Source organism: Marinactinospora thermotolerans DSM 45154 (assembly GCF_900167435.1).
Classification (GTDB): Bacteria; Actinomycetota; Actinomycetes; order Streptosporangiales; family Streptosporangiaceae; genus Marinactinospora; species Marinactinospora thermotolerans.
This window is the reverse complement of the sequence record NZ_FUWS01000007.1, coordinates 304,832-324,993: the sequence shown is the minus strand read 5'-3', so window position 1 is coordinate 324,993 and position 20,162 is coordinate 304,832. Positions and strand designations below refer to the sequence as shown.

Sequence of the window (20,162 nt, the reverse complement as noted above, 5' to 3'; positions counted from 1 at the left end):
GTGGAGCTGACCGGTACTAATCGGCCGAGGGCTTGTCCACCGCAGATGCTGGGTGCTCGCGCATACACACGAATCGTTGAGAATATTGTTTTTGCCGCGTTGTTGTTGTGGCTCTTGGTTTTCCCGCCCCTGTGTGGGGGTTGGGGTGAGGGTTACGGCGGTGATGGCGGGGGGGGAACACCCGGTCCCATTCCGAACCCGGTCGTTAAGCCTCCCTGCGCCGATGGTACTGCCCCCTGGTTGGGGTGGGAGAGTAGGTCGCCGCCGGGCATCTTTTCGGTTGAGGCCGGATCCTCCGTGTGGGGGGTTCGGTCTCCCGTGTGTGTGGGGGTTCCCGTGTCGGGAACCCCCCTTTTTTTGTTTCCGCCCGAAAACGGAATAGAACTTACTGTCTGTGCTCCTCTGTGTCGTCCTGCCCTCTATGGGGATCCGGGAGTGGTGCGTTCCTCCTATACGGGAGGAAAGGTGACCCTGTCCCTGTTCTCATGTGCGATGGGGCGCGAGTAGGAGAGAATGACGCCCATGCGTCGGCAGCAGTCCTGGATGGTGGTGTCCGCCGTCAGTGTGCTTCTGGGCGTCACGGGGTGCGTGAAGGACGAGGGGCCCAACCCCTCCGAGGAAGAGCGGGCCTCCACGGCTGCGTCCCCTTCAGCGGGGGCCACGCCGGGCGCGGGGGGCGCCCCCCAGGCCGTCGAGGGAGACCCGGACACGCCGATGCCCGTCCCCGGCTCCTCGCCGGAGGCGCCGGCGGACCTGGTGGACGCGATCGAACAGGCGGCCCTGACCCGTGTCACCACGCGCTTCGAGGCGACCGCCACCCTCAACGGCATTCCCAGGGCTCGGGCCTCCGGTGGCTACGCCTTCCATGAGAAGGACCGCGTCGACTTCACCGCGGACCTGGAGATGAGCAGCAGGGAAGGCGACGACTACTCGGCGCGCTCCGTCGCGGTCGGCGAGGACTTCTACCTGCGGCCCCCCAGCACCGAGGGAATGCCTGAGGGAACCTCCTGGGTCCTGCGCTCCCGGGAGGACTTCGAGGATCCCCCCGAACCACGGGCGCTCTACGCCGAGACGATCAGGGCGATCTCCGGCATCCGCGACTGGAGCATGATCGCCGCGGCCTCGGACCTGGTGCCGGCCGGCGCGCGAACCGTCGACGGGGTGCGGGGCAGCGGCCATCACGCGACCTTCGACGTCCTCGACGGCATGGCGAACGTCAGCGGGAAGGGCGGCGCGTGGCGGGTACTCCAGGATCTGCACGCCCAGGGGGTGGAGGAGATCTCCTTCACGGTGTGGGTGGACGACGAGTACCTGCCGCTGGCGGTCCTCGTCCACATGGACACCGAGGAAGGACCCGGACATGTGGACCTGACCTTCACGGACTGGGGGACCACGATCGAGTTTCCGCTACCGCCGCGGGCCGAAGTCTGGCAACGTTCCTAACGCGCCGTACGGGGGAAGATCCATTACGTGTGAGCCGTCCCGAAGACGATGGCGCGCGTACCCGGAGACCCGGGTGAGGCCATAGGCTCTCAGGTGCAGGACGGTAATCCAGCGACAAGGGGTGCAGGAACTGGTGGCGACGAACGGCGCGGCGGGCAACATCAGCCAATTCAGACTGGACAACGGACTGCGGGTGGTGACCGCTCCCGCGGCCACCGGACAGGTGGCGGCGCTCAACCTGTGGTACGGGGTCGGCTCCCGTCACGAGGTGCCCGGCCGTACCGGCTTCGCGCACCTGTTCGAGCACCTGATGTTCCAGGGCAGCGGGAACGTCGCCAAGGGCGAGCACTTCGACGCGGTGGAGCGTCTGGGCGGCGACATCAACGCCTCCACCTCCACCGACCGCACGAACTACTACGAGACCGTTCCCGAGCACGCTCTCGATCTCGTCCTGTGGCTGGAGGCGGACCGCCTCGCCACCCTCCGGGACGGGATGACCCAGGAGGTTCTCGACAACCAGCGCGACGTCGTCAAGAACGAGCGGCGCCAGCGGTACGACAACGTTCCCTACGGCACCGCGTTCGAGCGGATCCTCGCCCTGGGCTATCCCGAGGGACACCCCTACCACCATCCGACCATCGGTTCGATGGCCGACCTGGACGCGGCCGACCTCGACTACGTGCTGTCCTTCCACGAGCGCCACTACGGCCCGGACAATCTCGTGGTGACCGTGGTGAGCAACCTCGAACCCGGCGACGTGCGCGACCGGGTGGAACGCTACTTCGGCGGGATCCCGGCCCGCGAGGTCGTCGCCGAGGCGCCCGACGCGACACTGGAGGGTCTCATCGGCGGTCCGCTGCGTGAGACCGTCACCGAGAAGGTCCCGGCGCCGGCCGTCTTCCTCGGCTACCGCGTCGGCAACTACGGCAGCCGCGACTTCGACGTCATGCACCTGGCCTCGGCCGTCCTGGGACAGGGGCAGGGAAGCCGGCTGTACCGCAGGCTCGTGGTGGAGCGCGGACTGGCCAGCGACGACGGCGGAGGGGCGGCCGACCTCCTGCCGTTCCGCTACGCGCCGAGCCTCATGCTCGTCAGCATGATCGCGCGCGAGGGGGTCAGCGGCGACGAGCTGGAGGCCGCGATCCTGGAGGAGGTCCAGGGCCTCGCCGACGGGATCTCCGAGGAGGAACTGGAACGCGCCCGCGCGGTTCTGGAGCGCGACCACCTCCAGAGCATCTCCACCCCCGGGGGACTGGCCGACGCGCTCGGCAGCTGCACCCAGCTGTTCGACGACCCCGAGCTCGTCCACACCTGGCCGCAGCGCTGGAGCGAGATCAGCACGGACGAGGTCGTGGCCGCGGCCAAGCGGTTGCTCGGCGAGGACAACCTGCTGGTCGTCCGCTTCGAGCCCGAGGCCAAGACCGGCTCCACGCCGGTCGAAGCCTGATCCGCCCCGGCCACGCCCGCCCAGACCTCGAAGGAAGAGTCGTTGTGAGTATGCTCCAGCCGCGTCCCACGCTCGGTGACGCCAGCCCCTACACGTTCCCCAAGGCACGACGTCTGCAGGTCGGTGGGGGGACCGTCGTCGCCATCGACGTCCCCGGCCAGCCCTATGCGGCGGTCCGGCTCGTCCAGCCCGCGGGCGGGACGAGTGAGCCCCTCGACCAGATGGGGGTGGCCGCGCTGGCGAACGAGGCGCTGGAGGACGGTCCCGAGGGCAACAGCTCGCTGGCGCCCGCCCTGGAACAGTACGGCGCGGAGTGGGTCTCCCGCGTCACCTGGGACAGCTTCGTCACCGGCGTGGACGCCCCGGCGAGCCGGATCGCCGACGCGACCGCGCTGTTCGCCGAGGCGGTGCGCGCTCCGGCCCTGCGGGACGATGACGTGATCCGCCGTCGCGACCAGCTCGTCGAGCGGTTCTGGCTCGAAGCGTCGATGGCCTCGACCGTGGCGGCCCGCGCCATCGGAGGCCAGCTCTTCACCGGCCGTTACGCGACGCCGCTCAGCGGTGGCCCCGCCAACCTGCAGCAGCTCACGCCCGAGATCGTCCGGGAATTCCACGCGGGTTCCGTCGCGGCTGTCGCCGGCACGCTGGTGGTCGTCGGAGACCTGTCCGGGGTGGACCTCGAAAAGATCGGAAGGACGGTCTTCGGGGACGCCCAGCCGACCCCGAGCCGTTCCACCACGGCCCCCGAGGGCGCCCCGGGGGAGCTCCCCCGCGTCCTCGTCCTGGACCGCCCGGGCTCGGTGCAGTCCGCGCTGGTCCTGGCGCACCGGGCGCCGGCCCGTTCCGAGATCGACCTGCCGCGGGCCAACGGCATGAGCGATGTGCTCGGCGGCATGTTCACCTCCCGGCTCAACATGGAGCTGCGTGAGCGCCTCGGCTACACCTACGGGGTCGGCTGCCGGTTCGACCTGCGCCGTGACAGCGGGGTGTTCTTCATCAGCACCCAGGTCGAGGGGCCGACGACCGCCCACTCGGTCACGGCGTCGTTGGAGCAGATCGAGCGGCTCCGCAACGAGGGGGTGACCGATGGCGAGCTCTCGGCGGTCCGCGAGTCCAACACGGTCGGGCTTCCGGTCGGCTACTCCACCGCGCGTAGCCTGGCGAGCGCGTTGGTCGAGGCGGTCGTGCACGACCTGCCCGAGGACCACGTCGACCAGCTGCGTGCCGGTTTCGAGCGGATCACCGCCGAGGACCTGCACCAGGCGGCGCGCGACTACCTGCACCCGAGCGAGTTCGTGATCATCGTCGCGGGCGACGCCAAGGAGGTCGCGGGGCCGTTGGAGGAGATCGGGGTCGGACCGGTCACGGTCCGCGACCCCGAGGCGTTGTGGGCCTGATCCCCGTTCCATCTCCCACCGGACGGTGAGTCGAGGCAAGGAGAGGCGAGCCACGGGAGGCGGTACGGGCGGTGGGAGATCGTGAAATCGGGCCCGTGCTCCTGTGCTCCCGTGGCGACCTGCTCTAATGTCCTATGTAGCTGATATGACAGACGAATCGCCGCCGCGGCGGCGGGACGACCCCCGTACGAGTTCGCAGGAGGCCGCTGTGGCCCGTGACCTGACGCTTTAGAAGCCGTGTCCTCCATCGACAAGCCCCACGCAGAGCGGCAGACCTCGTCGCCGCTCGAATCAGCGCGCCCTGCGACTCTCGAAGTGGCTCCCGGCGAGCGCGTGCTGGCGGGGCGCTACCACCTGCGGGAGCAGATCGCGCGTGGGGGCGTCGGCACCGTCTGGCGTGCCACCGACCTCTTCCTTGACCGCGAGGTCGCGGTCAAGGAGTTGCGCCTGCCGAGCGATCTGAGCGAGTCCGAGCGCACTTCGCTGCTGCGCCGCACCACCCGGGAGGCCCGGGTCGCGGCACGGCTGACCCATCCCGCCGTGGTCACCGTCCTCGACGTCGTCAACGAGGACGGCCGGCCGTGGATCGTGATGGAACTCGTCGTGGCGCACACGCTCGCCGAGCTCATCGAGCTCGCCGGGCCACTGCCCTACCAGCGTGTGGCCGAGATCGGGCTCCATCTGATCGGCGCGCTCAAGGCGGCGCACGACGAGGGCATCATCCACCGCGACGTCAAGCCCGACAACGTGATGATCAGCGAGGACGGACGGGTCGTCCTGACCGACTTCGGCCTGGCCGCCTGGACGGGCGAGTCCGCGTTGACCACCTCGGGGCGGATCGTGGGGTCGCCTTCCTACATCCCGCCCGAGCGGGCCAAGGCCGGTCCCATCGGTCCGGCCTCCGACCTGTGGTCGCTGGGCGCGACGTTGTACGCCGCGGTCGAGGGGCATCCGCCCTACAACCGCAAGGGCTACATCGCGATCCTGCGCGGGGACGAGCTGGAGGAGCCGCCGCCGGCGGAGAACGCCGGCCCGCTCGCGCCGGTACTGGCCGGACTGCTCCACGTGAACCCGGCCGACCGGTTGACCGCGGAGAACGCGACGAAGATGTTGCGCATCGCCGCGCTCGCGCCGTGGGCGCCGGCCACCAGCCCCGAGACCGCGGCCAAGACCGCCGCGCAGGAGGTGGCCCAGCCCGCTTCCCAGGAATCGGCTCGGGAACACTTCCGGGCCGGAGCGCACGTGCTGCGCAGTTCCCTCCAGGAGTCGGTGTCGGAGTCGGTCTCCTCCCTACAGGAGGCGCTGCACCGCCACCGTCCGGAGTCGGTGAGCGCGTTGCTCACCTCGATCCGCGAGTCGACCGACACGCTCGGTCTGACCAGTTCGGGCAAGCACCGGAGTAAACGGCCGGTGGCGATGATCGCGGGCGTGGTCGTGGGGGTCGTGGCCCTGCTCGCGGTCGTGCTGTGGGCGTTGCTGTTCCGCTAGCCGGGCGGCGAACAGACAGAAGAGGCGCGGGATCGGGATCCCGCGCCTCTCGTCTGGGTAGGGCCGGCGGGATTCGAACCCGCACTGTACGCGACCTAAACGCGCCGCCTCTGCCGTTGGGCTACGGCCCCCCACCTTCGCGCTCCTCGCCGGGATGGCCGGTGACGGGTGGCTCTCCCGAGGGTGACACCGGTGGGGGAAGAGCGCAAATCCCCCGCTCCGGTGGTCCGGCGCGGACCACTGTGGTCGACGTCCCATGGTAGTGCTTCGCCACGTCGGCTGTCGCCAGGCCGGCTGAAGACGCGGTCGGCGCATCCCGTGGGCCGCGCGGTCCACTCGCCGAGCGGACCGCGCGGCACTGCTCACAGACCCAGCTCGCGCTTGATCCGTTCGACGTGACCGGTGGCCTTCACGTTGTAGAAGGCCTTCTCGACGGTCCCGTCGGCGCCGATGATGATCGTGGAGCGGATGACGCCCTGGACGACCTTGCCGTAGTTCTTCTTCTCCCCGAACGCGCCGTAGGCGCGCAGGACCTGCTTGTCGGGGTCGCCGAGCAGGGGGAAGGTGAGTCCCTGCTGGTCGCGGAACTCGGCGAGACGCGCGGTGGAGTCGGGCGAGACGCCCATGACGGTCAGACCGGCCTGTTCGAAGGCGCGGAGGTTGTCGCGGAAGTCGCAGGCCTGGGTGGTGCAGCCCGGGGTCATGGCGGCGGGGTAGAAGTAGAGGACGACGCGCCCCTTCTCCCTCACCACCTCGCTCAGCGTGACGGGCTTGCCATCGGCGTCGTCGAGGGTGAAGTCCGGCGCGGTGTCACCGGGCTTGAGGCGGACGGCGGGGTCGCTCACGGGGGCTCCTTCCAGGTCGTGGGGCGTGCCGGCCCCTTCGAGTCGTCCCAGCCTATTGCCGTCGCCGGCGCGCTGTGGCGCTGGTGTACCCCTGGTGGGCGGAGGGAACGGGCGGTGCGGCCGGTGCGGTGGAGTTCGCCCGTTCCGTGCCGAGGGGCCTGGCGGGTGACCTATGGTTGTCCGAACCCGTGCGTCCGCTCCGATCGGCCGGGGACCAGGGTGCGTAGACTCTGCGGCACTCCGGTGGCCGGTGGGCGCGCTCGGAGGACGTTGCCGATTCGCGTTGTTGGGAGAGCACCCCCGATGGCCGGTTTCACATTGGACGAGGTCAAGGAGCGCGTGTGCAAGGCGCGCGATTCCTGGTGGACCGTGTGGCTGGTCGATCCATTGGCGTTGCGGTTGGTGCGGTTCGTCGCGAACCGGACGTCGATCACCCCGAACCAGGTGACGGTGGCGGCGCTGCTGTCCGGTCTGGGGGCGGCGGCCTGCTTCGCCCTGGGCTGGTGGCCCTTCCTGGTCGTCGGCGCGTTGCTGTACTACCTCTGCTTCCTGCTGGACTGCGTGGACGGCAAGCTGGCCCGGCTGACCGGTCAGGAGTCGCTGTTCGGCGCGTGGATGGACTACGTGTTCGACCGGTTCCGGGTGCTGGTGTGCGCCATCGCGTTGATGGGCGGACAGTATGTGCTCACCGGCGACGTGACCTTCGTGTGGCTGGCGCTGGCGGTGGTGTTCTGCGACATGCTGCGCTATCTCAACGCGTTGCAGGTCTACAAGGTCCGCCGGGAGATGCGGTCGCACATCGCGGGGGCGTTGGAGCGGGCGCGGGCCACGCTGTCCATGCTGGAGCCGGAGTCGCGCGGACATCGGGGGGCGCTGAGCGACACGGGCGAGCAGGCGGTGCTGCGGCACGGGATCTCGGTCCTGGAGCAGATCCTGCGGACGCAGGCGGAGAAGGAGTCCCGTTACGACCGTGACGCCGGTAAGCAGCCCGACGTGCGGCTGCCGAAGGTGGACCTGCACCAGGAGTTCCGGATGCGTTTCCCCTGGTACCAGCGGTTCTGGGATTTCCTGCGCGTTCGGCGTATCCGCACCCACCTGGTGAGCGGCATCGAGTTCCAGATGGCGGTGTTCATCCTCGCGCCGTTGGCGGGGGCGGTCGCGCCTGCCGCGATCGTCTGGATCGTCGTACCCGTGGGCGTTTTGCTCCTCGCGTTCGAGATTGCGATCGTCTATAAACTGTGGTTGTCCACGCGCGACTTCTTCCGCGTCGTGGACGGAATCGAAGGCGCGTTGAACGTCACGCGCTCGCCTGAAGCGCCGACGGGCCAGGAAGGTCCGGGCGGCGATCGGTCTCAGGCGACCCTGCGCTAGCGGAAGGAAGCGGCTTTGACGGAGGGACGCGACCCCGCAGGGGCGCGACGGGATCCGGCGGCGGTCCAGGCAGAGATCGAGCGCGTCCAGGCGCGCCTGGCCCGCACCATCGACGAGATCACCGATCGCACGAAGCCGGCCAATGTGGCGCGTCGAGGCTGGGAGCAGGTTCGCGGGGCCGGAGAGCACCTGGTCGAGGAGGCTCGCTCGCTGGTGTCGGGGTCGGGGGCGGTCCGGCTGGGAAGCCACGTCGTCGAGCCGCCCGAGGGCAGTGTGCGGCTCAAGGGCGACGACGAGGTCGTGACGACCTATTCGACGAGGGCGCCGTTGCCGCCCGAACTCGTGGCGCTGGGTGTGGGCGTCGGCCTGGCCGTGGTGGTCGGTGTCGTCGTCGCCTGGCGGCGGAGGCGGGGACACTGAACCCCTGAAGAGGGGAGGGACCGGATGGTCCCTCCCCTCTTCCGTGTTCCCGCACGCTCAGAGGAACGTCCGTCCCTCGCCCCGGTAGGTGGGGACGGTGGCGACGAGCCGGTCCCCGTCGATGAGGTGGAGCTCGGCGAAGCGCTCGCACAGCTCCCCGGCCTTGGCGTGGCGCAGCCACACCCGGTCGCCGATGGACAGGGAGGCGGCGGAGGCGCCGAGAAGCGGGGTCTGGACCTCGCCGGCGCCTTCGGTGGGGGAGAGGGAGAGACCGGCCGGGAGGTGCGGGCTGGGCAGCCGGGTGAGGTCCGCGGTGCCGGAGGCGGGGTAGCCGCCGCCCAGGACGGTGACCGCGCCGGGAGCGGGGCGGCGGACGACCGGGAGCGCGAACAGGGCGGCGGGCCGTCCACTGAAGCCGCGGTAGTGGTCGAACAGGGTGGGCTGGTAGAAGCCGGAACCCGCGGCCAGTTCGGTGATGGCCCGTTCGCGGCGGGTGGTGTGCAGGCTGCCGGTTCCACCTCCGTTGACGAAGCGCAGGTCGGCGACGTCGCGGACGGCGTTGACGATGGCGGCGCGGCGGCGGGCGAGCTCGGTTCGGGAGTGCCGCTGGACCCAGCGCAGGAGCCGGCCGTAGCCGGGGCGTCCCGGCGGGTTGTCGCCGACTCCGGCGATCTGGGCCTCATAGGCCATGATCCCGTCGAGGTGGAGCCGGGGGTCTCGGCTGATCGCGCGGGCGAGCGCGGCGGCCTGGGCGGGGGTGCGTACGGGGGAGCGCAGGGCTCCGATCCGGGTGCGCGGGCCGAGGGGCTGCCAGCTGGTGTCGATGTCGATGCAGACCTTGATGGGATGGGCCGGGTCCGGCGCGGCGGCGGTGATCAGGTCGAGGTGGGCGACATCGTCCACCATGAGGGTGACGCCGCGGGCCGTGTCGGGGTGGGCGGCGAGTTCGGCGATGGCGTTGGTGTCGGCGGTGGGGTAGGCGACGAGGATGTCGTCGCAGACACCGTCGCGCGCCAGCCACAGGGCTTCGGGGAGGGTGAAGGCCATGAGGCCGCTGAAGCCGGGGAGGGCGAGGGCTTCGCGGAGGAGGTGCCGGCAACGGATGGACTTGCTGACGACGCGGATGGGGGTGCCGGCGGCGCGCCGGGCGAGGTCGGCGGCGTTCGCGTGGAACGCGGCCAGGTCGAGGACGGCGAAGGGAGGGTGGAGGTGGCGGGTCGCCGCTTCGTAGCGTTCGCGAGCGCTGCTCATGTGGGGAGCATGCCACAGATTATGAAACTTCTTCACGTATGATCCTCGGCTCCTTCCGGCGATTCCCGTCATCGAGGCGTGGGCACGCGGATAACCTGGAACTTCACGGCTGCTGACTTTGGAGTTTCCTGGCCATGACCGACCACGAGTACGTGCTGACCCTGTCGTGCCCCGACGCCCGCGGAATCGTCGCTGCTGTGGCGACCCTGCTGGCCGGAAACGGATGCAACATCACCGAGAGCCAGCAGTACGGAGACCACTACACCGGACGCTTCTTCCTGCGGGTGCAGTTCGAGGCGGGGCGGGAGGCCCCCGGGGAGGACGAGCTGCGCGCGGCGCTGGCCGGACTGGCCGGGGAGTTCGCGATGGAGTGGGAGCTGTGGCGGCGCGGCGTGCGCCCGCGCATGCTCGTCATGGTGTCGAAGTTCGGGCACTGCCTCAACGACCTGCTCTACCGGCAGCGAAGCGGCCTGCTCGACGTCGAGATCGCCGCGGTCGTCTCCAACCATCCCGACCTGGAGTTCCTCGCGCGTTCCTACGGGGTGGACTTCCACCACCTGCCGGTGACGCCCGAGACCAAGCCCCAGGCCGAGGCCAGGCTGCTCGGCCTGGTCGACTCCTACGGTGTGGACCTGGTGGTCCTGGCCCGTTACATGCAGGTGCTCTCGGAGGAGTTGTGCCAGAAGATGGCGGGACGGATCATCAACATCCACCACTCATTCCTGCCCAGCTTCAAGGGGGCCCGCCCCTACCACCAGGCGCACGCCCGGGGGGTGAAGCTGATCGGTGCGACCGCGCACTACGTCACCGCCGACCTGGACGAGGGACCCATCATCGAGCAGGAGATCGCGCGGGTCGACCACACCTACAGCCCCGAGCGTCTGGCGGCCGTGGGCCGGGACCTCGAATCGGTGGCGCTGGCACGCGCGGTGGGCTGGCACGCCGAGCGACGGGTTCTGCTCAACGGGGCGAAGACCGTCGTCTTCCGCTGAGACGCCGGTCCGCATAGCTCAGGACAGGTCGACGACCTCGACGTCCACGCGGATCAACGTCCAGCCCAGCTGGTGCCTGGCGGCGTCGCGCACGGCCCGCCGGGCCGCTTCGGCGAGTTCGGGGATGGCGGCGCCGGTCTCGACCCGAGCCGTCAGGAGAACGCTCAGGCCCTCGTCCTCCTCGCTGATACGGCAGCGGCCGACACTGATGCCGCCGACCGTCTCGGCGGCCGTTCGCAGGATCCGCGCCGCGGCGGGCTCGCGCACCCGTGTGACACCGTGCTGCTCCGGCGGGACGGGCAGGGCACGACCAGGCCGCCCCTCGGTGCGGACGACACGCATGACCTCGTCGAGCAGTTGCGGCGGCGCGGAGACCGACTCGGAGGCGAGGTCGTCGCGTGCGCTGTCCAGCGCGCGCAGTCTCCGCACGGCCCCGCGGCAGTGAGAGCAATTCCGCTCGTGCGCGGTCAGCGCTCCCTCGGCCAGATGGCCGGCGAGCGTGGTCAGATCGGTGCCGCAGGGCAGGCGGTCGTGGTCAGTGGGCTCTACCGCCATAGACGTAGCGCCTCCACGAGGTGGGTACGGGCGCGGTGGATGCGGCCGCGTACGGCGGTCGGGGTCGCGTTGACGATCTGCGCTATCTCCTCATAGCTCATTCCTTCCAGTTCGCGCAGTATCCAACACGCGCGCTGCCCCGGGGGCAGGTTGGCCAGCGCCCGAGTCAGCGCGCCCCGCAGTTGTGAGGCCATGGACTGGTGCTCGGGCCCCGGCGCGGCGGTGGGCAGCCCCTCGTCGATGGGCGCGGCGGGGATGCGGGACCGGACGGCGTTGAGCGCCCGATTGGTGACGATCCGGTAGAGCCACGCGGAGAACACCGCGGTGTTCTCCAGCTCGGGTAGTTTCCGCCAGGCCGTGATCAAGGCCTCCTGGGCGGTGTCTGCGGCGTCGGCCGCGTCGCCGAGGACGCGCAGCGCGATCCGGTAGACGGTGTCCTGGTGGCGACGGAGCAGGGTGTCGAACGCGCCGGTGTCGCCGTCCTGGGCGCGTTCGGCCAGCGTCGCGTCCGGGGAGAGTGGTCGATCCTCCATCTGGCTGTCCGCCACCTCCTTGTGCGCGCCGTCCCAACGTTACTTTAAGCGTCCGATCAACTACATTGAGTTCCGATGCGGTGAAGTCGCTTCAGTTCGCGTTCGATGACGATGTGGCGTGGATCACGCCGAATCGGGCGTGAGGAGATCGGCCCGTGCCGTGTCCTCATAGGTGAAGCGGTCGAGGGCGGCTTCCGCACGCGACCGGCCGCCCGCTTCGGGCGTTGCCGCCGCCGCGAGACAGACGCCCACCGAGCGATAAGGAGTGCACGACAGTGAGCGAGACCAAGACGGAGACCAAGGTGCCCTCGGCACGCGAGTCCGGGGCGAGCGCACAGGGCGGCAATACACGCGACCTCGTGACCAGCAGTGGCCGTACCTCCATCGCCGACCACGTCGTCGCAAAGATCGCCGGCATGGCCGCGCGCGAGGTCGGCGGGGTCCACCGGATGGGGGGCGGGGCGGCCCGCGCCTTCGGCGCGGTGCGCGATCGGATTCCCGGTGCGAGCAGCACCACCAACGCCTCACGCGGCGTCAGCGTCGAGGTCGGTGAGCGCCAGGCCGCCATCGACATCGACCTGATCGTCGAATACGGGGTCGCCATCCCCGACCTCGCCGCGGCGGTTCGCCGCAACGTCATCAACGGTGTCGAGCGGATGACCGGTCTTGAGGTCACCGAGGTGAACATCACCGTCGGTGACATCCACCTTCCCGACGAGGAGGACGACGACAGCAGCGCCCCCTCCGAGCCGCGGGTGAGGTGATCCCGTGACGGGCGCCGGAACCGATTCCGTCGAGGACGTGACACGGCGCATCGCCGATCGGCTGCGCGGGCTTCCCGACGTCGCCGCCCTGTCCGCGGGCAGGTTCGGCACGGTCACCACCCCTGTCGTGGGCGGGCGCATCGAGGGGGTGGCGTTGCGGCCCGACAGCGTGGAGGTCGGCGTGGTGGTGCGCTACGGGCGTCCGCTGCCACAGCTCGCCGCCGACCTGCGTGCGGAGATCGCGCCGCTGGCCCGTGGACGCAGGATCGACGTGTCGATCGAGGACGTCGTCCCCCCACCGGAGGGGGCACGGACATGAACACCGACCGCAGGGCCCTGCGCGACTGGGTTCGCCGCAACCATCCCGACGTGGGGGGCGACCCCGAGGCGTTCGCCCTGGGGTTGGCGCGCCTGCGCGGAACGACGTCCCGCGCCCCGGTCGACGGCCGAACCCACATCGAGATCCACCGCGCGCCACGGGGTCCCCTCGGCCATCTGGCCGAGGCGGTGCGCCGCAGGCGCCGCCGCCGCGCCCGTGCCCGCCGGCTGCGTTGACGGGGCGGCGCAGTAACACTCACCGAACTGGAGGAGGGGCCATGTGGCCGATCGTGGGACTGGCCTTCGGGTCGCTACTGGGGCTCGCCGGCGCGTTCGGCGGTTTCGAGGCGTTCGCCTTGGTCCTGGTGCTCGGAGTACTGGGATTCCTGGCGGGGCGCGCGTTCGAGGGCGAGATCGACCTCGTCGGCCTGTTCACGCGGCGCTCGTCCTGACGCCGCCGGATCGGAGACAGCAATGAGCACGACGGCCGCACCGCCACGGACGGTGCCCCGGCAACGCCCCCGCCCCGCCGAGCCCGAACAGAGGGGCAGCACCACCATTCCCGAACGGGTCGTCGCCAAGATCGCGGCTCGGGCGGCGGCGGAGGTCGGAGGGACACGCCGGGTGGGCGGCGGGGTCACCGCCCTGCTCGGTTCCTCGTCCCGCCCGGCCAAGGCCAGCGCCCGGATCAACGGCACAACGGTGTCGTTGCGTCTGGGGATCGCGGTGCGCTACCCCGCCCCGGTCCGTTCGACGGCCCGCGAAGTACGGGAACACGTGCGGGAGCGGGTCGAACAGACCACCGGGCTCACGGTGCGCCACATCGACATCGAGATCACCGGCCTGGTACGGGACGGGCGCGCGGATTGACCGCCCGGCCGCACACGACGAGGAAGCCGGCGGCGAGCCGGCTTCGGAAAGGAGGGGGAGCACATGACGACAGTGGAGGACGCGTTGACCCGGCCGGACCCGGCCACCACCCGGCGAGCGCGCCGCGTGGCCGTGCACACCTTCCGGCCGCGCCGTTCCTGGCCGGCGTTCATCGTCGGTGCGCTCATCGTGGCGGTGGCCGGCCTGGCCGCCGCCGAGGTCATATCGACACTCGTCGGCAGCCCTTTGCGGATCCTGCCCGTCGACAAGGCCGCCGACTACGCGGGCAGCGCCCGCTGGAACGACCCGTCGGTCCAGGTGGCCTCCGCCGTACTCGCGTTGATCGGTCTGGTGCTGATCTCGTTGGCCCTGGTACCGGGACGGGGACGCTGGACGGTGCTGCGCACCGACGATCCCGCTCTGGTCGTTGGGCTCTCCCGGGCGGGAATGCGCCGTGCCCTGACCGCCGCGGCATGCGAGGTGGACGGGGTGCGCGGGGCGTCCGTCCGGGTCGGCCGGCGCCGGGTCAAGGTGCGCGCCGAGACCGTGCTGCGTCACGCCGGCGATCTGCCCGCGCAAGTGCGCGCGGCCGTTCAGGGACGACTCGACGAACTGGATCCGGTCCGCAAACCGAAAGTACGTGCACAGGTACGGTACGCGAAGGCGTGATGGTCGATGACGGTAGGGAAGAGGGCGCGCAGATCCGCGCGTGGTAACCGGTGGGGGCTGGCCCTTGTGGGACTGCTGCTCGTGCTGGCGGGCGCGGCGGCGTTGGCGACCGGGTGGGGCCTGTTCGGTGTCGGCCCCGCGCGTTCGGCGCTGGTGGGCGCCCCCATCGTGGACGGCCTGCGACGCCCTTGGGTGCCCTACGTCGTCGCCGCCGTCGCCATCGTCGTGGCGCTGTTGGCGTTGCGCTGGCTGGTCGTCCAGGGGCGGACCGACACGGTGGGCCGGTTGCGGATGGACCCCGGCGACGAGGGCGGAACCACCGAGATGCCCGCGGGGGTGGCGCGTTCGGTCTTCGAGGAGGAGATCGGCGACTACGCGGGGGTCCGCAGGGCCCGGGCCCACATCACCGAGTCGGGGGTCGACCCGCAGCTGAGGGTGGACCTGACACTCAACGACGACGCCGACGCTTCGGCGGTGTGGCGCCGGATTCGCGCCGAGGCACTGGACGACCTGCGTACCTCGCTGGAACTGGAACGGCTGCCCGCGGTCATCCGGATGTCGATGACCGCACCGCCCCGCAACCCCCGCCGGGAGCTGGTGTGATCGGCGGTCGTTGACAACGAGCCACTGTGGAGGGACGGCGCCGGGGGTCTGTGAGGGGAGCCTCCGGCGCCGTCCCGTTTTCCCACCCGGTTCAGCTCAGCAGCGCCGCCATGACCGTGTCGGTGTCGGAGAGGTCGGGCAGGACCGTCGTGGCGCCGGCGGCGCGCAGCGCGTCGGCGTCGCTGAGCCCCGTGGCGACGGCGATGATCTGCGCACCCCCCATGAGGGCCGCCCGCACGTCGTTGGGAGCGTCGCCGACCAGCACGGTCGTCGCGGGAGTGAACTCCAGGCCGGTCGCCTCGCGTACCCGACGGCGGGCGATGCGTACCAGCTCGGCGCGATCCCAGTGGTCGTCGCCGTACCCTCCCAGCTCGAAGTCGACCAGGTGGTCCAAGGCGAGGGCGGCGAGCTTGCGCTGCGCGTTACGCCGGGTGTTGCCGGTCAGTACCGACGAGATGACGTCGGGGGCCTCGGCGCAGCGGCGCAGCGCCTCCTCCGCGCCCGGCAGGACCCGCCCGCGTTCGGGCAGTTCGTGGGCGCGACGCTGGAACTCGTCCTCCAGGATCTCCAGGAAGCGGGCGAACTCCCCCGAGCGGTCGGCCAGACCGTTCACCTCAAGCGTGTCGTTGAACCACTGCCATTCGGTACGGCCGGGGCCATGTGTGTCGATGTGGTCGGTCAGCCCGCTGAACGTGGCGAAGGCGGCGGAGAAGGCCTCGAATCCGGTCCCGTCCATGTCCACCAGCGTCTTGTCGATGTCCCACAGCACCAGCCGTTCGCCCACGACCCCTCCTCGCGCCGGTCAGCGTGCCCACCGTATCCGAGGGGAGGGTCATCCACCTCCCGGGCTCGCGACCGTGGGGACGGCCGTGCCGGGGCGTGGAGGGGGCGGGGCTCCCATTCGGCTGCCGCTGAGGATAGGCTTACCTACGAACGCCTTTTCAGGGTCGCGTAGGGGGTGCCCGTGCACAGTTGCCATCCACTGGCCGGTGTCGTGCGTTGGATCAACGAGCATGAGCTCTATCTACAGGTGGGTCTCCTCGGGGCCGAGGAGGAGGCGCCGGCCGGACCGGGATGGGTGCGACTGGACGAGCTGCCCGCCAGGGTGCCCGACCTGCTCGACCTGCTCACCGAGGTCTCCTGCGGCGGTAACCGCACCTCCGCGTCGGCCTTCCTCGCGGCCGACCTCGGGCACCAGCTGGTGTCCTTCGCCGCCGGGACCGTCTACCTCACCGCTCGGGCCCCGCTGCCCTCCGCCGACCGGTTGTGGGTGCGTGTTCACGAGAGCGGCCGGCTCTACCAGGTCGCCCTGCAACGTCCCGATGTCGCGGTACTCCCCGGCGATCCCATGGCGCGCCGTCCGGGAGTCGAGGTCGTCGAGGACGAGGACGCCCTCGACCTTCGTTTCATGTCCGCGATCGTCGCGGTGCTGGAGCCGGTGGTCGAGGCGGTGCGCGCGCACACCCGTTACGGAACCCGGCAGCAGTGGGGCATGATCGCCGACGCCGCCTACCAGGCGTTGCTCACCCTGTCCGCGGAGATCGGACGGGACCAGCGCGAGGGGTGGGAGCGCGCCGCCCGTATGGTGGGCCACCTCAACGCGGGGACGCCCCGGGCGATCACCCGGCAGCGTCCCTTCCCGCTGCGCCTGGCCGAGAAGGACACCGACCGGCTGTTCCTGGTGCGCGGGGGATGCTGCTTCTACTACCGCTACGGTGACGCCAAATGCGCCACCTGCCCGCTGGAGGCGGACGACCAGCGCGAGCGGGTGCTGCGCACCCAGTACGAGGCGCCCCAGCACGCCTGAGCGCGCGGACGCGCTGGACGGGACGTCTCGCCGCTCCACCGTGGGCCGGTGAGCAGGTCCACCGCGCCACCGGCCGCGACCCCGTGGCCGCCGTGCGCGGCTCCGGGCGGAACCGGCCGACCCCACGTGCGGCCCGGTTCGGTGCCACGCCTGCTCCGGCCGACGTTTCCGCAGGAGCCGGCCCGAAGGCCGGTCGGGGCTCCTTACCGGCATCGCGGGTGTTCGGGGCGGCCGAGGACGGCGGCGAGCTCGGCCACGCTTCCTCCGGTCCGTTCCCACGTGTCGTGGGAGGCGGGGCACCGGCACGACGCCCTGGGGGGGGAGCGGAGTGGTGCGCGTCTCCTCCGTCGTTGGGAGGTCATCGCCGTAGCGATGTCGGGTGCGGTCCCTCGTGTCTCCGGCGCGGAGCGGAGAAATGTCAGTGGTGCTTGTTACGTTGCTCACATGAACCGAAAGATCTTCGTCAACCTGCCCGTAGCGGATCTGAAGCGGTCCGTCGACTTCTTCACCGCGCTCGGCTTCACCTTCGACCAGCGCTTCACCGACGACAACGCCACGTGCATGATCGTCGGCCCGGACAGCTCCGTGATGCTCCTGGTCCGCGACTTCTTCGAGGGCTTCACCATGTCGAGGAAGGCCGCCGACACCACGACCCAGGCCGAGGCGATCATCGCGTTGTCCGCGGAGAGCAGGCAGGAGGTGGACGCCATCGTCGACGCCGCCCTGGCCTCCGGGGGAGCGCCCTCGATCGACACCATCGACCAGGGGGCGATGTACAGCCGCAGCTTCCAGGACCCCGACGGGCATCTGTGGGAGGTCATCCACATGGACATCGCGGCGCTTGAGGAGGAGACGGAGTAGGTCGGCAAAGCGCGCGGAGACCGTCGTGACGCGCTGATCGGAGCGGCCGGGGAGGCCCGAGGACCCGAGGGGAAGCGGGTTCGTCTGGGCCGTCCCCGGCCGCCTGCCGGAGAAGTGCGGTCCGTTTTTCGGAAACTCCATGTTTCCGTTCTGTTTCGCTGGGTAATTAGAGAAGTACTTGGGAGCGCTCCCAGTATCCGGAACCCCCAGCCGGAATCGGAGACCGCGCATGCACTCTGAGAAGACTGCAACCACCACCCGGCGGGCGCGTCGCGCCCTCTCCCTACTGTCCGTGTCCCTTCTCTCCCTCGTCGCCTGGACGGGTACCGCCTCCGCCCACGGGTCCGTCGTCGACCCCGCCTCCCGCAACTACGGTTGCTGGGACCGCTGGGGCAGCGACCACCTGAACCCCGACATGGCGCAGGAAGACCCCATGTGCTGGCAGGCGTGGCAGGACAACCCCAACGCCATGTGGAACTGGAACGGTCTGTACCGCGACTACGTCGGCGGCGACCACCAGGGCGCCATTCCCGACGGGCAGCTGTGCAGCGGCGGCCACGCCGAGAGCGGTCGCTACCGCTCCCTCGACGCGGTCGGGGAGTGGAAGACCACGCCGGTCGAGGACAACTTCACGATCCACCTCTACGACCAGGCCAGCCACGGCGCGGACTACTTCCTGGTCTACGTCACCAAGCAGGGGTACGACCCCACCACCGAGCCGCTCGGCTGGGACGACCTGGAACTCGTCGAGGAGACCGGCAGCTACGCCCCGAGCCAGAACTACATGATCGACGTCAACACCTCCGGGCGCACCGGCCACCACGTCGTCTACACGATCTGGAAGGCCTCGCACATGGACCAGACCTACTACCTGTGCAGCGACGTCGACTTCGGCTGACGCGCTGAGCACCACCGCGGACCCCGCCGGACGCCCTTCCGTCCGGCGGGGTCTCCCCACGCCCGGACACCTCGAAACGCGGGCGTGGGAACGCCTCTGGGAACCGGCGCGGCCGGAGCCGCAAGGGCGCGCCGAGCACCAACCGATTGCGGCCGTACCCGCTGCCGCCTCGGGACGGCGCCCACCGCGTGGGAGCGCCGCCCCTCGAGGGTCACAGGTCGATACGGGCGACCTTGCGTCCCACCTTGAGGTACAGATCGGCGCCCTCGGCCATCCCCGCCTCGCCCACGACCGCACCGAACGTTCGCTGAACGATGTCCTCCGTGAGCGGTGTGACCTGCCGGCCGTCGGCCGAGTCCCGGATCAGGCGCAGACCGTTCTGCCGGGCCATCCGGCGCACGGCGGAGATGCTGGGAGCGGAGCCGAGCGTGTGGCTGATCAGCGTGCCCGGCGTGTCCTCGGCGTGCTCCCCCAAGGAGGCGGCGGGCAGGTTGCGGGCGTCCCCGAAGGAGCGTGTGGAGAGAAGCGCGCCGTGAACTCCGCGCGGGCGGTGGCGGATGGAGGGCGGCCACCACCTCACCGGCCAGGACGCGCTCCACCCGTCACTACGCGCGAAGCGGACGGGCTCAGCACTCGATGACGTTGACAGCGAGGCCGCCGCGCGACGTCTCCTGGGACGTGCCGTGCATGTCACGGCCGGTGTCCCGCACGGTCGTGGTGATCTTGGCGAGTGCAACGGTTGACAGTGGTCCACCGGAGCGGCCTCGGGCACCACAGGGGTGATGCCTCCCCTCACTCCCGGCCGTGGCCGTCGTCCTCCTCCGCGTGGACGATCCGCTCCGCTTCCATGACCACCTCGTCCCTGAGCGTGCGCATGTAGTAGTGCTCGTCCTTCATCAGCATGAGGCCATAGAAGAGTTGGTCGAGTAGTCGGTCTCCCTCGAGCTCGTCGGGGATGCGGCAGGAGCGTCCGGTCAGCTCGACCTCGAACTCTCGGACGGTGGGCTCACGCTCGCCGTTCTCAGACCTGGTCCAGCCGTGGACGTGGAACGTCCAGCGGTTCATGCCCCGGTCCTGCAGGATGTAGTACTCGGAGTCGCTGTGGTGGAACTGCACCGGCAGCCTGACGGCGAGCGTGTGATGGACGCGCCGCCACGGCGGCTCCGGGCCGAAGTGGTACAGGTCGGAGAACAGTCTCTTGCGTAGTTCCTGGTACGACTGGGCCAGGTGGGTGAGGTTGCTCGTCACCGTGAGCAGGTCCTGGTCGTTGTCGCACCAGTCGATGCTGGAACGCCTGCTCTCCCACTCCGAGATCACCCAGTGGTGGAGTTCCTCTTCCAGGGGAGGTGGGAGGCGGTAGGCGTCTTCGATGGTCTCGATGGCGAACCGGATCCCGTTGTGGAGCTGGGCGTAGCGCTCCTGCAGGTCCATGTGACCACGCTCTCCGTTCAGATGGTGGGGGCGTTTCTCGTCTGTTCGACGCGGTGCGTGCGGCCGTGGTTCGGGTGGGGCCGTCAGCACTCGATCACGTTGACGGCGAGGCCGCCGCGCGAGGTCTCCTTGTACCTGTCGTGCATGTCGCGGCCGGTGTCCCGCATGGTCGTGATGACCTTGGCGAGCGCAACGGTTA

24 protein-coding genes, 1 tRNA gene, 1 rRNA gene and 1 pseudogene are annotated in these 20,162 nt (G+C 70.3%); 18 read left to right on the top strand and 9 right to left on the bottom strand.

The genetic code is table 11. The features are described 5' to 3' along the window. The first annotated feature begins 153 nt into the window (after positions 1–153). From rrf to B5D66_RS14940, 5 genes are all read left to right on the top strand, one after another. A 5S ribosomal RNA gene (gene rrf, locus B5D66_RS14960) occupies positions 154–270 on the top strand. Positions 271–522: 252 nt separating this feature from the next. Continuing rightward, positions 523–1,443, top strand: coding sequence for an SCO4651 family lipoprotein (locus tag B5D66_RS14955; protein WP_144390140.1), 921 nt, complete (start codon positions 523–525; stop codon positions 1,441–1,443). Between the two features lie 133 nt (positions 1,444–1,576). Continuing rightward, positions 1,577–2,890, top strand: coding sequence for a M16 family metallopeptidase (locus B5D66_RS14950; protein ID WP_078762366.1), 1,314 nt, complete (start codon positions 1,577–1,579; stop codon positions 2,888–2,890). 50 nt (positions 2,891–2,940) lie between these two features. Next, positions 2,941–4,287, top strand: coding sequence for a M16 family metallopeptidase (locus tag B5D66_RS14945; protein WP_078762340.1), 1,347 nt, complete (start codon positions 2,941–2,943; stop codon positions 4,285–4,287). Positions 4,288–4,602: 315 nt separating this feature from the next. Beyond that, positions 4,603–5,775 (top strand): serine/threonine-protein kinase, encoded by a 1,173-nt coding sequence (locus B5D66_RS14940; protein WP_078762339.1) that lies wholly within the window; start codon positions 4,603–4,605, stop codon positions 5,773–5,775. A gap of 58 nt (positions 5,776–5,833) precedes the next feature. Here the strand turns inward: B5D66_RS14940 and B5D66_RS14935 are convergent. Together B5D66_RS14935 and bcp are read right to left on the bottom strand one after the other, a co-directional pair. Continuing rightward, positions 5,834–5,906: transfer RNA gene (locus tag B5D66_RS14935), tRNA-Leu, on the bottom strand. A 231-nt stretch (positions 5,907–6,137) separates the two neighbouring features. Then, on the bottom strand, positions 6,138–6,620 hold the full coding sequence (gene bcp / locus B5D66_RS14930; RefSeq protein ID WP_078762338.1) for a thioredoxin-dependent thiol peroxidase: 483 nt from the start codon (positions 6,618–6,620) through the stop codon (positions 6,138–6,140). A 303-nt stretch (positions 6,621–6,923) separates the two neighbouring features. Here bcp and B5D66_RS14925 point away from each other — a divergent pair, with 303 nt between their 5' ends. Together B5D66_RS14925 and B5D66_RS14920 are read left to right on the top strand one after the other, a co-directional pair. Next, a complete protein-coding gene (locus B5D66_RS14925) occupies positions 6,924–7,991 on the top strand; it encodes a CDP-alcohol phosphatidyltransferase family protein (protein WP_078762337.1) in 1,068 nt (355 codons plus the stop codon). Between the two features lie 15 nt (positions 7,992–8,006). Beyond that, positions 8,007–8,411, top strand: a complete 405-nt coding sequence (locus tag B5D66_RS14920; protein ID WP_078762336.1) for a DUF3618 domain-containing protein — start codon at positions 8,007–8,009, stop codon at positions 8,409–8,411. 57 nt (positions 8,412–8,468) lie between these two features. On the opposite strand, the gene B5D66_RS14915 is transcribed toward B5D66_RS14920, so the two are convergent. Beyond that, positions 8,469–9,662 carry an amino acid deaminase/aldolase gene (locus tag B5D66_RS14915; RefSeq protein ID WP_078762335.1) on the bottom strand — a complete coding sequence of 398 codons (1,194 nt, stop codon included), beginning with the start codon at positions 9,660–9,662 and terminating at the stop codon, positions 8,469–8,471. 134 nt (positions 9,663–9,796) lie between these two features. Between B5D66_RS14915 and purU the strand changes: the two genes are divergently transcribed. Further along, positions 9,797–10,654 (top strand): formyltetrahydrofolate deformylase, encoded by an 858-nt coding sequence (gene purU / locus B5D66_RS14910; RefSeq protein ID WP_078762334.1) that lies wholly within the window; start codon positions 9,797–9,799, stop codon positions 10,652–10,654. Positions 10,655–10,672: 18 nt separating this feature from the next. Here the strand turns inward: purU and B5D66_RS14905 are convergent, their stop codons facing one another. Together B5D66_RS14905 and B5D66_RS14900 are read right to left on the bottom strand one after the other, a co-directional pair. Continuing rightward, the gene (locus tag B5D66_RS14905) at positions 10,673–11,209 is read right to left on the bottom strand and encodes a hypothetical protein (protein ID WP_078762333.1); all 537 of its coding nucleotides are present in this window, start codon (positions 11,207–11,209) and stop codon (positions 10,673–10,675) included. After that, positions 11,200–11,742 (bottom strand): RNA polymerase sigma factor, encoded by a 543-nt coding sequence (locus B5D66_RS14900; RefSeq protein WP_078762365.1) that lies wholly within the window; start codon positions 11,740–11,742, stop codon positions 11,200–11,202. Before B5D66_RS14900 ends, B5D66_RS14905 begins: the two co-directional genes overlap by 10 nt. Before the next feature lie 275 nt (positions 11,743–12,017). On the opposite strand from B5D66_RS14900, the gene B5D66_RS14895 reads away from it, so the two are divergent. The 7 genes from B5D66_RS14895 (at position 12,018) to B5D66_RS14870 (ending at position 14,966) form a co-directional block, all read left to right on the top strand. Then, the gene (locus tag B5D66_RS14895; protein WP_078762332.1) at positions 12,018–12,506 is read left to right on the top strand and encodes an Asp23/Gls24 family envelope stress response protein; all 489 of its coding nucleotides are present in this window, start codon (positions 12,018–12,020) and stop codon (positions 12,504–12,506) included. 4 nt (positions 12,507–12,510) lie between these two features. Next, entirely contained in the window at positions 12,511–12,825 is a 315-nt protein-coding gene (locus B5D66_RS14890; RefSeq protein WP_078762331.1) for a hypothetical protein, read from the top strand. Beyond that, entirely contained in the window at positions 12,822–13,061 is a 240-nt protein-coding gene (locus B5D66_RS14885; protein WP_078762330.1) for a hypothetical protein, read from the top strand. The genes B5D66_RS14890 and B5D66_RS14885 overlap by 4 nt, the downstream gene beginning before the upstream one ends. Positions 13,062–13,102: 41 nt before the next feature. Then, a complete protein-coding gene (locus B5D66_RS25765) occupies positions 13,103–13,276 on the top strand; it encodes a hypothetical protein (RefSeq protein WP_200813653.1) in 174 nt (57 codons plus the stop codon). A 22-nt stretch (positions 13,277–13,298) separates the two neighbouring features. After that, positions 13,299–13,694, top strand: coding sequence for an Asp23/Gls24 family envelope stress response protein (locus B5D66_RS14880; protein ID WP_078762329.1), 396 nt, complete (start codon positions 13,299–13,301; stop codon positions 13,692–13,694). A gap of 63 nt (positions 13,695–13,757) precedes the next feature. Then, on the top strand, positions 13,758–14,363 hold the full coding sequence (locus B5D66_RS14875) for a DUF6286 domain-containing protein (RefSeq protein WP_078762328.1): 606 nt from the start codon (positions 13,758–13,760) through the stop codon (positions 14,361–14,363). A gap of 6 nt (positions 14,364–14,369) precedes the next feature. Then, complete coding sequence (locus tag B5D66_RS14870; RefSeq protein ID WP_078762327.1) at positions 14,370–14,966, top strand: hypothetical protein; 597 nt, start codon at positions 14,370–14,372, stop codon at positions 14,964–14,966. Positions 14,967–15,057: 91 nt separating this feature from the next. Here the strand turns inward: B5D66_RS14870 and B5D66_RS14865 are convergent, their stop codons facing one another. Next, positions 15,058–15,750, bottom strand: coding sequence for a haloacid dehalogenase-like hydrolase (locus B5D66_RS14865; protein WP_200813652.1), 693 nt, complete (start codon positions 15,748–15,750; stop codon positions 15,058–15,060). Positions 15,751–15,930: 180 nt separating this feature from the next. Between B5D66_RS14865 and B5D66_RS14860 the strand changes: the two genes are divergently transcribed. From B5D66_RS14860 to B5D66_RS14850, 3 genes are all read left to right on the top strand, one after another. Then, positions 15,931–16,773, top strand: coding sequence for an IucA/IucC family C-terminal-domain containing protein (locus B5D66_RS14860; protein WP_078762363.1), 843 nt, complete (start codon positions 15,931–15,933; stop codon positions 16,771–16,773). Positions 16,774–17,217: 444 nt separating this feature from the next. After that, positions 17,218–17,634: a VOC family protein gene (locus B5D66_RS14855; RefSeq protein WP_078762326.1), complete on the top strand. Its 417-nt coding sequence runs from the start codon at positions 17,218–17,220 to the stop codon at positions 17,632–17,634. Positions 17,635–17,863: 229 nt separating this feature from the next. After that, positions 17,864–18,532, top strand: coding sequence for a lytic polysaccharide monooxygenase auxiliary activity family 9 protein (locus tag B5D66_RS14850; protein WP_078762325.1), 669 nt, complete (start codon positions 17,864–17,866; stop codon positions 18,530–18,532). A 211-nt stretch (positions 18,533–18,743) separates the two neighbouring features. Here B5D66_RS14850 and B5D66_RS14845 read toward each other — a convergent pair whose 3' ends face one another. The 3 genes and pseudogenes from B5D66_RS14845 to B5D66_RS14835 all read right to left on the bottom strand — a co-directional run. After that, positions 18,744–19,112, bottom strand: coding sequence for a hypothetical protein (locus tag B5D66_RS14845; RefSeq protein ID WP_078762324.1), 369 nt, complete (start codon positions 19,110–19,112; stop codon positions 18,744–18,746). Between the two features lie 212 nt (positions 19,113–19,324). Beyond that, complete coding sequence (locus B5D66_RS14840) at positions 19,325–19,963, bottom strand: hypothetical protein (RefSeq protein ID WP_078762323.1); 639 nt, start codon at positions 19,961–19,963, stop codon at positions 19,325–19,327. An 83-nt stretch (positions 19,964–20,046) separates the two neighbouring features. Next, positions 20,047–20,157 (bottom strand): annotated as a pseudogene (locus tag B5D66_RS14835) (L-serine ammonia-lyase, iron-sulfur-dependent, subunit alpha); the annotation flags it as partial. Positions 20,158–20,162: the final 5 nt, after the last annotated feature.

Excerpts from the sequence above, each read along its gene's own strand:
- B5D66_RS14875 (WP_078762328.1), top strand. The coding sequence starts at position 13,758 with ATGACGACAGTGGAGGACGCGTTGACCCGGCCGGACCCGGCCACCACC.
- B5D66_RS14925 (WP_078762337.1), top strand. The coding sequence starts at position 6,924 with ATGGCCGGTTTCACATTGGACGAGGTCAAGGAGCGCGTGTGCAAGGCG.
- B5D66_RS14905 (WP_078762333.1), bottom strand. The coding sequence starts at position 11,209 with ATGGCGGTAGAGCCCACTGACCACGACCGCCTGCCCTGCGGCACCGAT.
- B5D66_RS25765 (WP_200813653.1), top strand. The coding sequence starts at position 13,103 with ATGTGGCCGATCGTGGGACTGGCCTTCGGGTCGCTACTGGGGCTCGCC.
- B5D66_RS14945 (WP_078762340.1), top strand. The coding sequence starts at position 2,941 with ATGCTCCAGCCGCGTCCCACGCTCGGTGACGCCAGCCCCTACACGTTC.
- B5D66_RS14880 (WP_078762329.1), top strand. The coding sequence starts at position 13,299 with ATGAGCACGACGGCCGCACCGCCACGGACGGTGCCCCGGCAACGCCCC.
- B5D66_RS14885 (WP_078762330.1), top strand. The coding sequence starts at position 12,822 with ATGAACACCGACCGCAGGGCCCTGCGCGACTGGGTTCGCCGCAACCAT.
- B5D66_RS14855 (WP_078762326.1), top strand. The coding sequence starts at position 17,218 with ATGAACCGAAAGATCTTCGTCAACCTGCCCGTAGCGGATCTGAAGCGG.
- B5D66_RS14900 (WP_078762365.1), bottom strand. The coding sequence starts at position 11,742 with ATGGAGGATCGACCACTCTCCCCGGACGCGACGCTGGCCGAACGCGCC.
- B5D66_RS14870 (WP_078762327.1), top strand. The coding sequence starts at position 14,370 with ATGACGGTAGGGAAGAGGGCGCGCAGATCCGCGCGTGGTAACCGGTGG.
- B5D66_RS14955 (WP_144390140.1), top strand. The coding sequence starts at position 523 with ATGCGTCGGCAGCAGTCCTGGATGGTGGTGTCCGCCGTCAGTGTGCTT.
- purU (WP_078762334.1), top strand. The coding sequence starts at position 9,797 with ATGACCGACCACGAGTACGTGCTGACCCTGTCGTGCCCCGACGCCCGC.
- B5D66_RS14915 (WP_078762335.1), bottom strand. The coding sequence starts at position 9,662 with ATGAGCAGCGCTCGCGAACGCTACGAAGCGGCGACCCGCCACCTCCAC.
- B5D66_RS14850 (WP_078762325.1), top strand. The coding sequence starts at position 17,864 with ATGCACTCTGAGAAGACTGCAACCACCACCCGGCGGGCGCGTCGCGCC.
- B5D66_RS14840 (WP_078762323.1), bottom strand. The coding sequence starts at position 19,963 with ATGGACCTGCAGGAGCGCTACGCCCAGCTCCACAACGGGATCCGGTTC.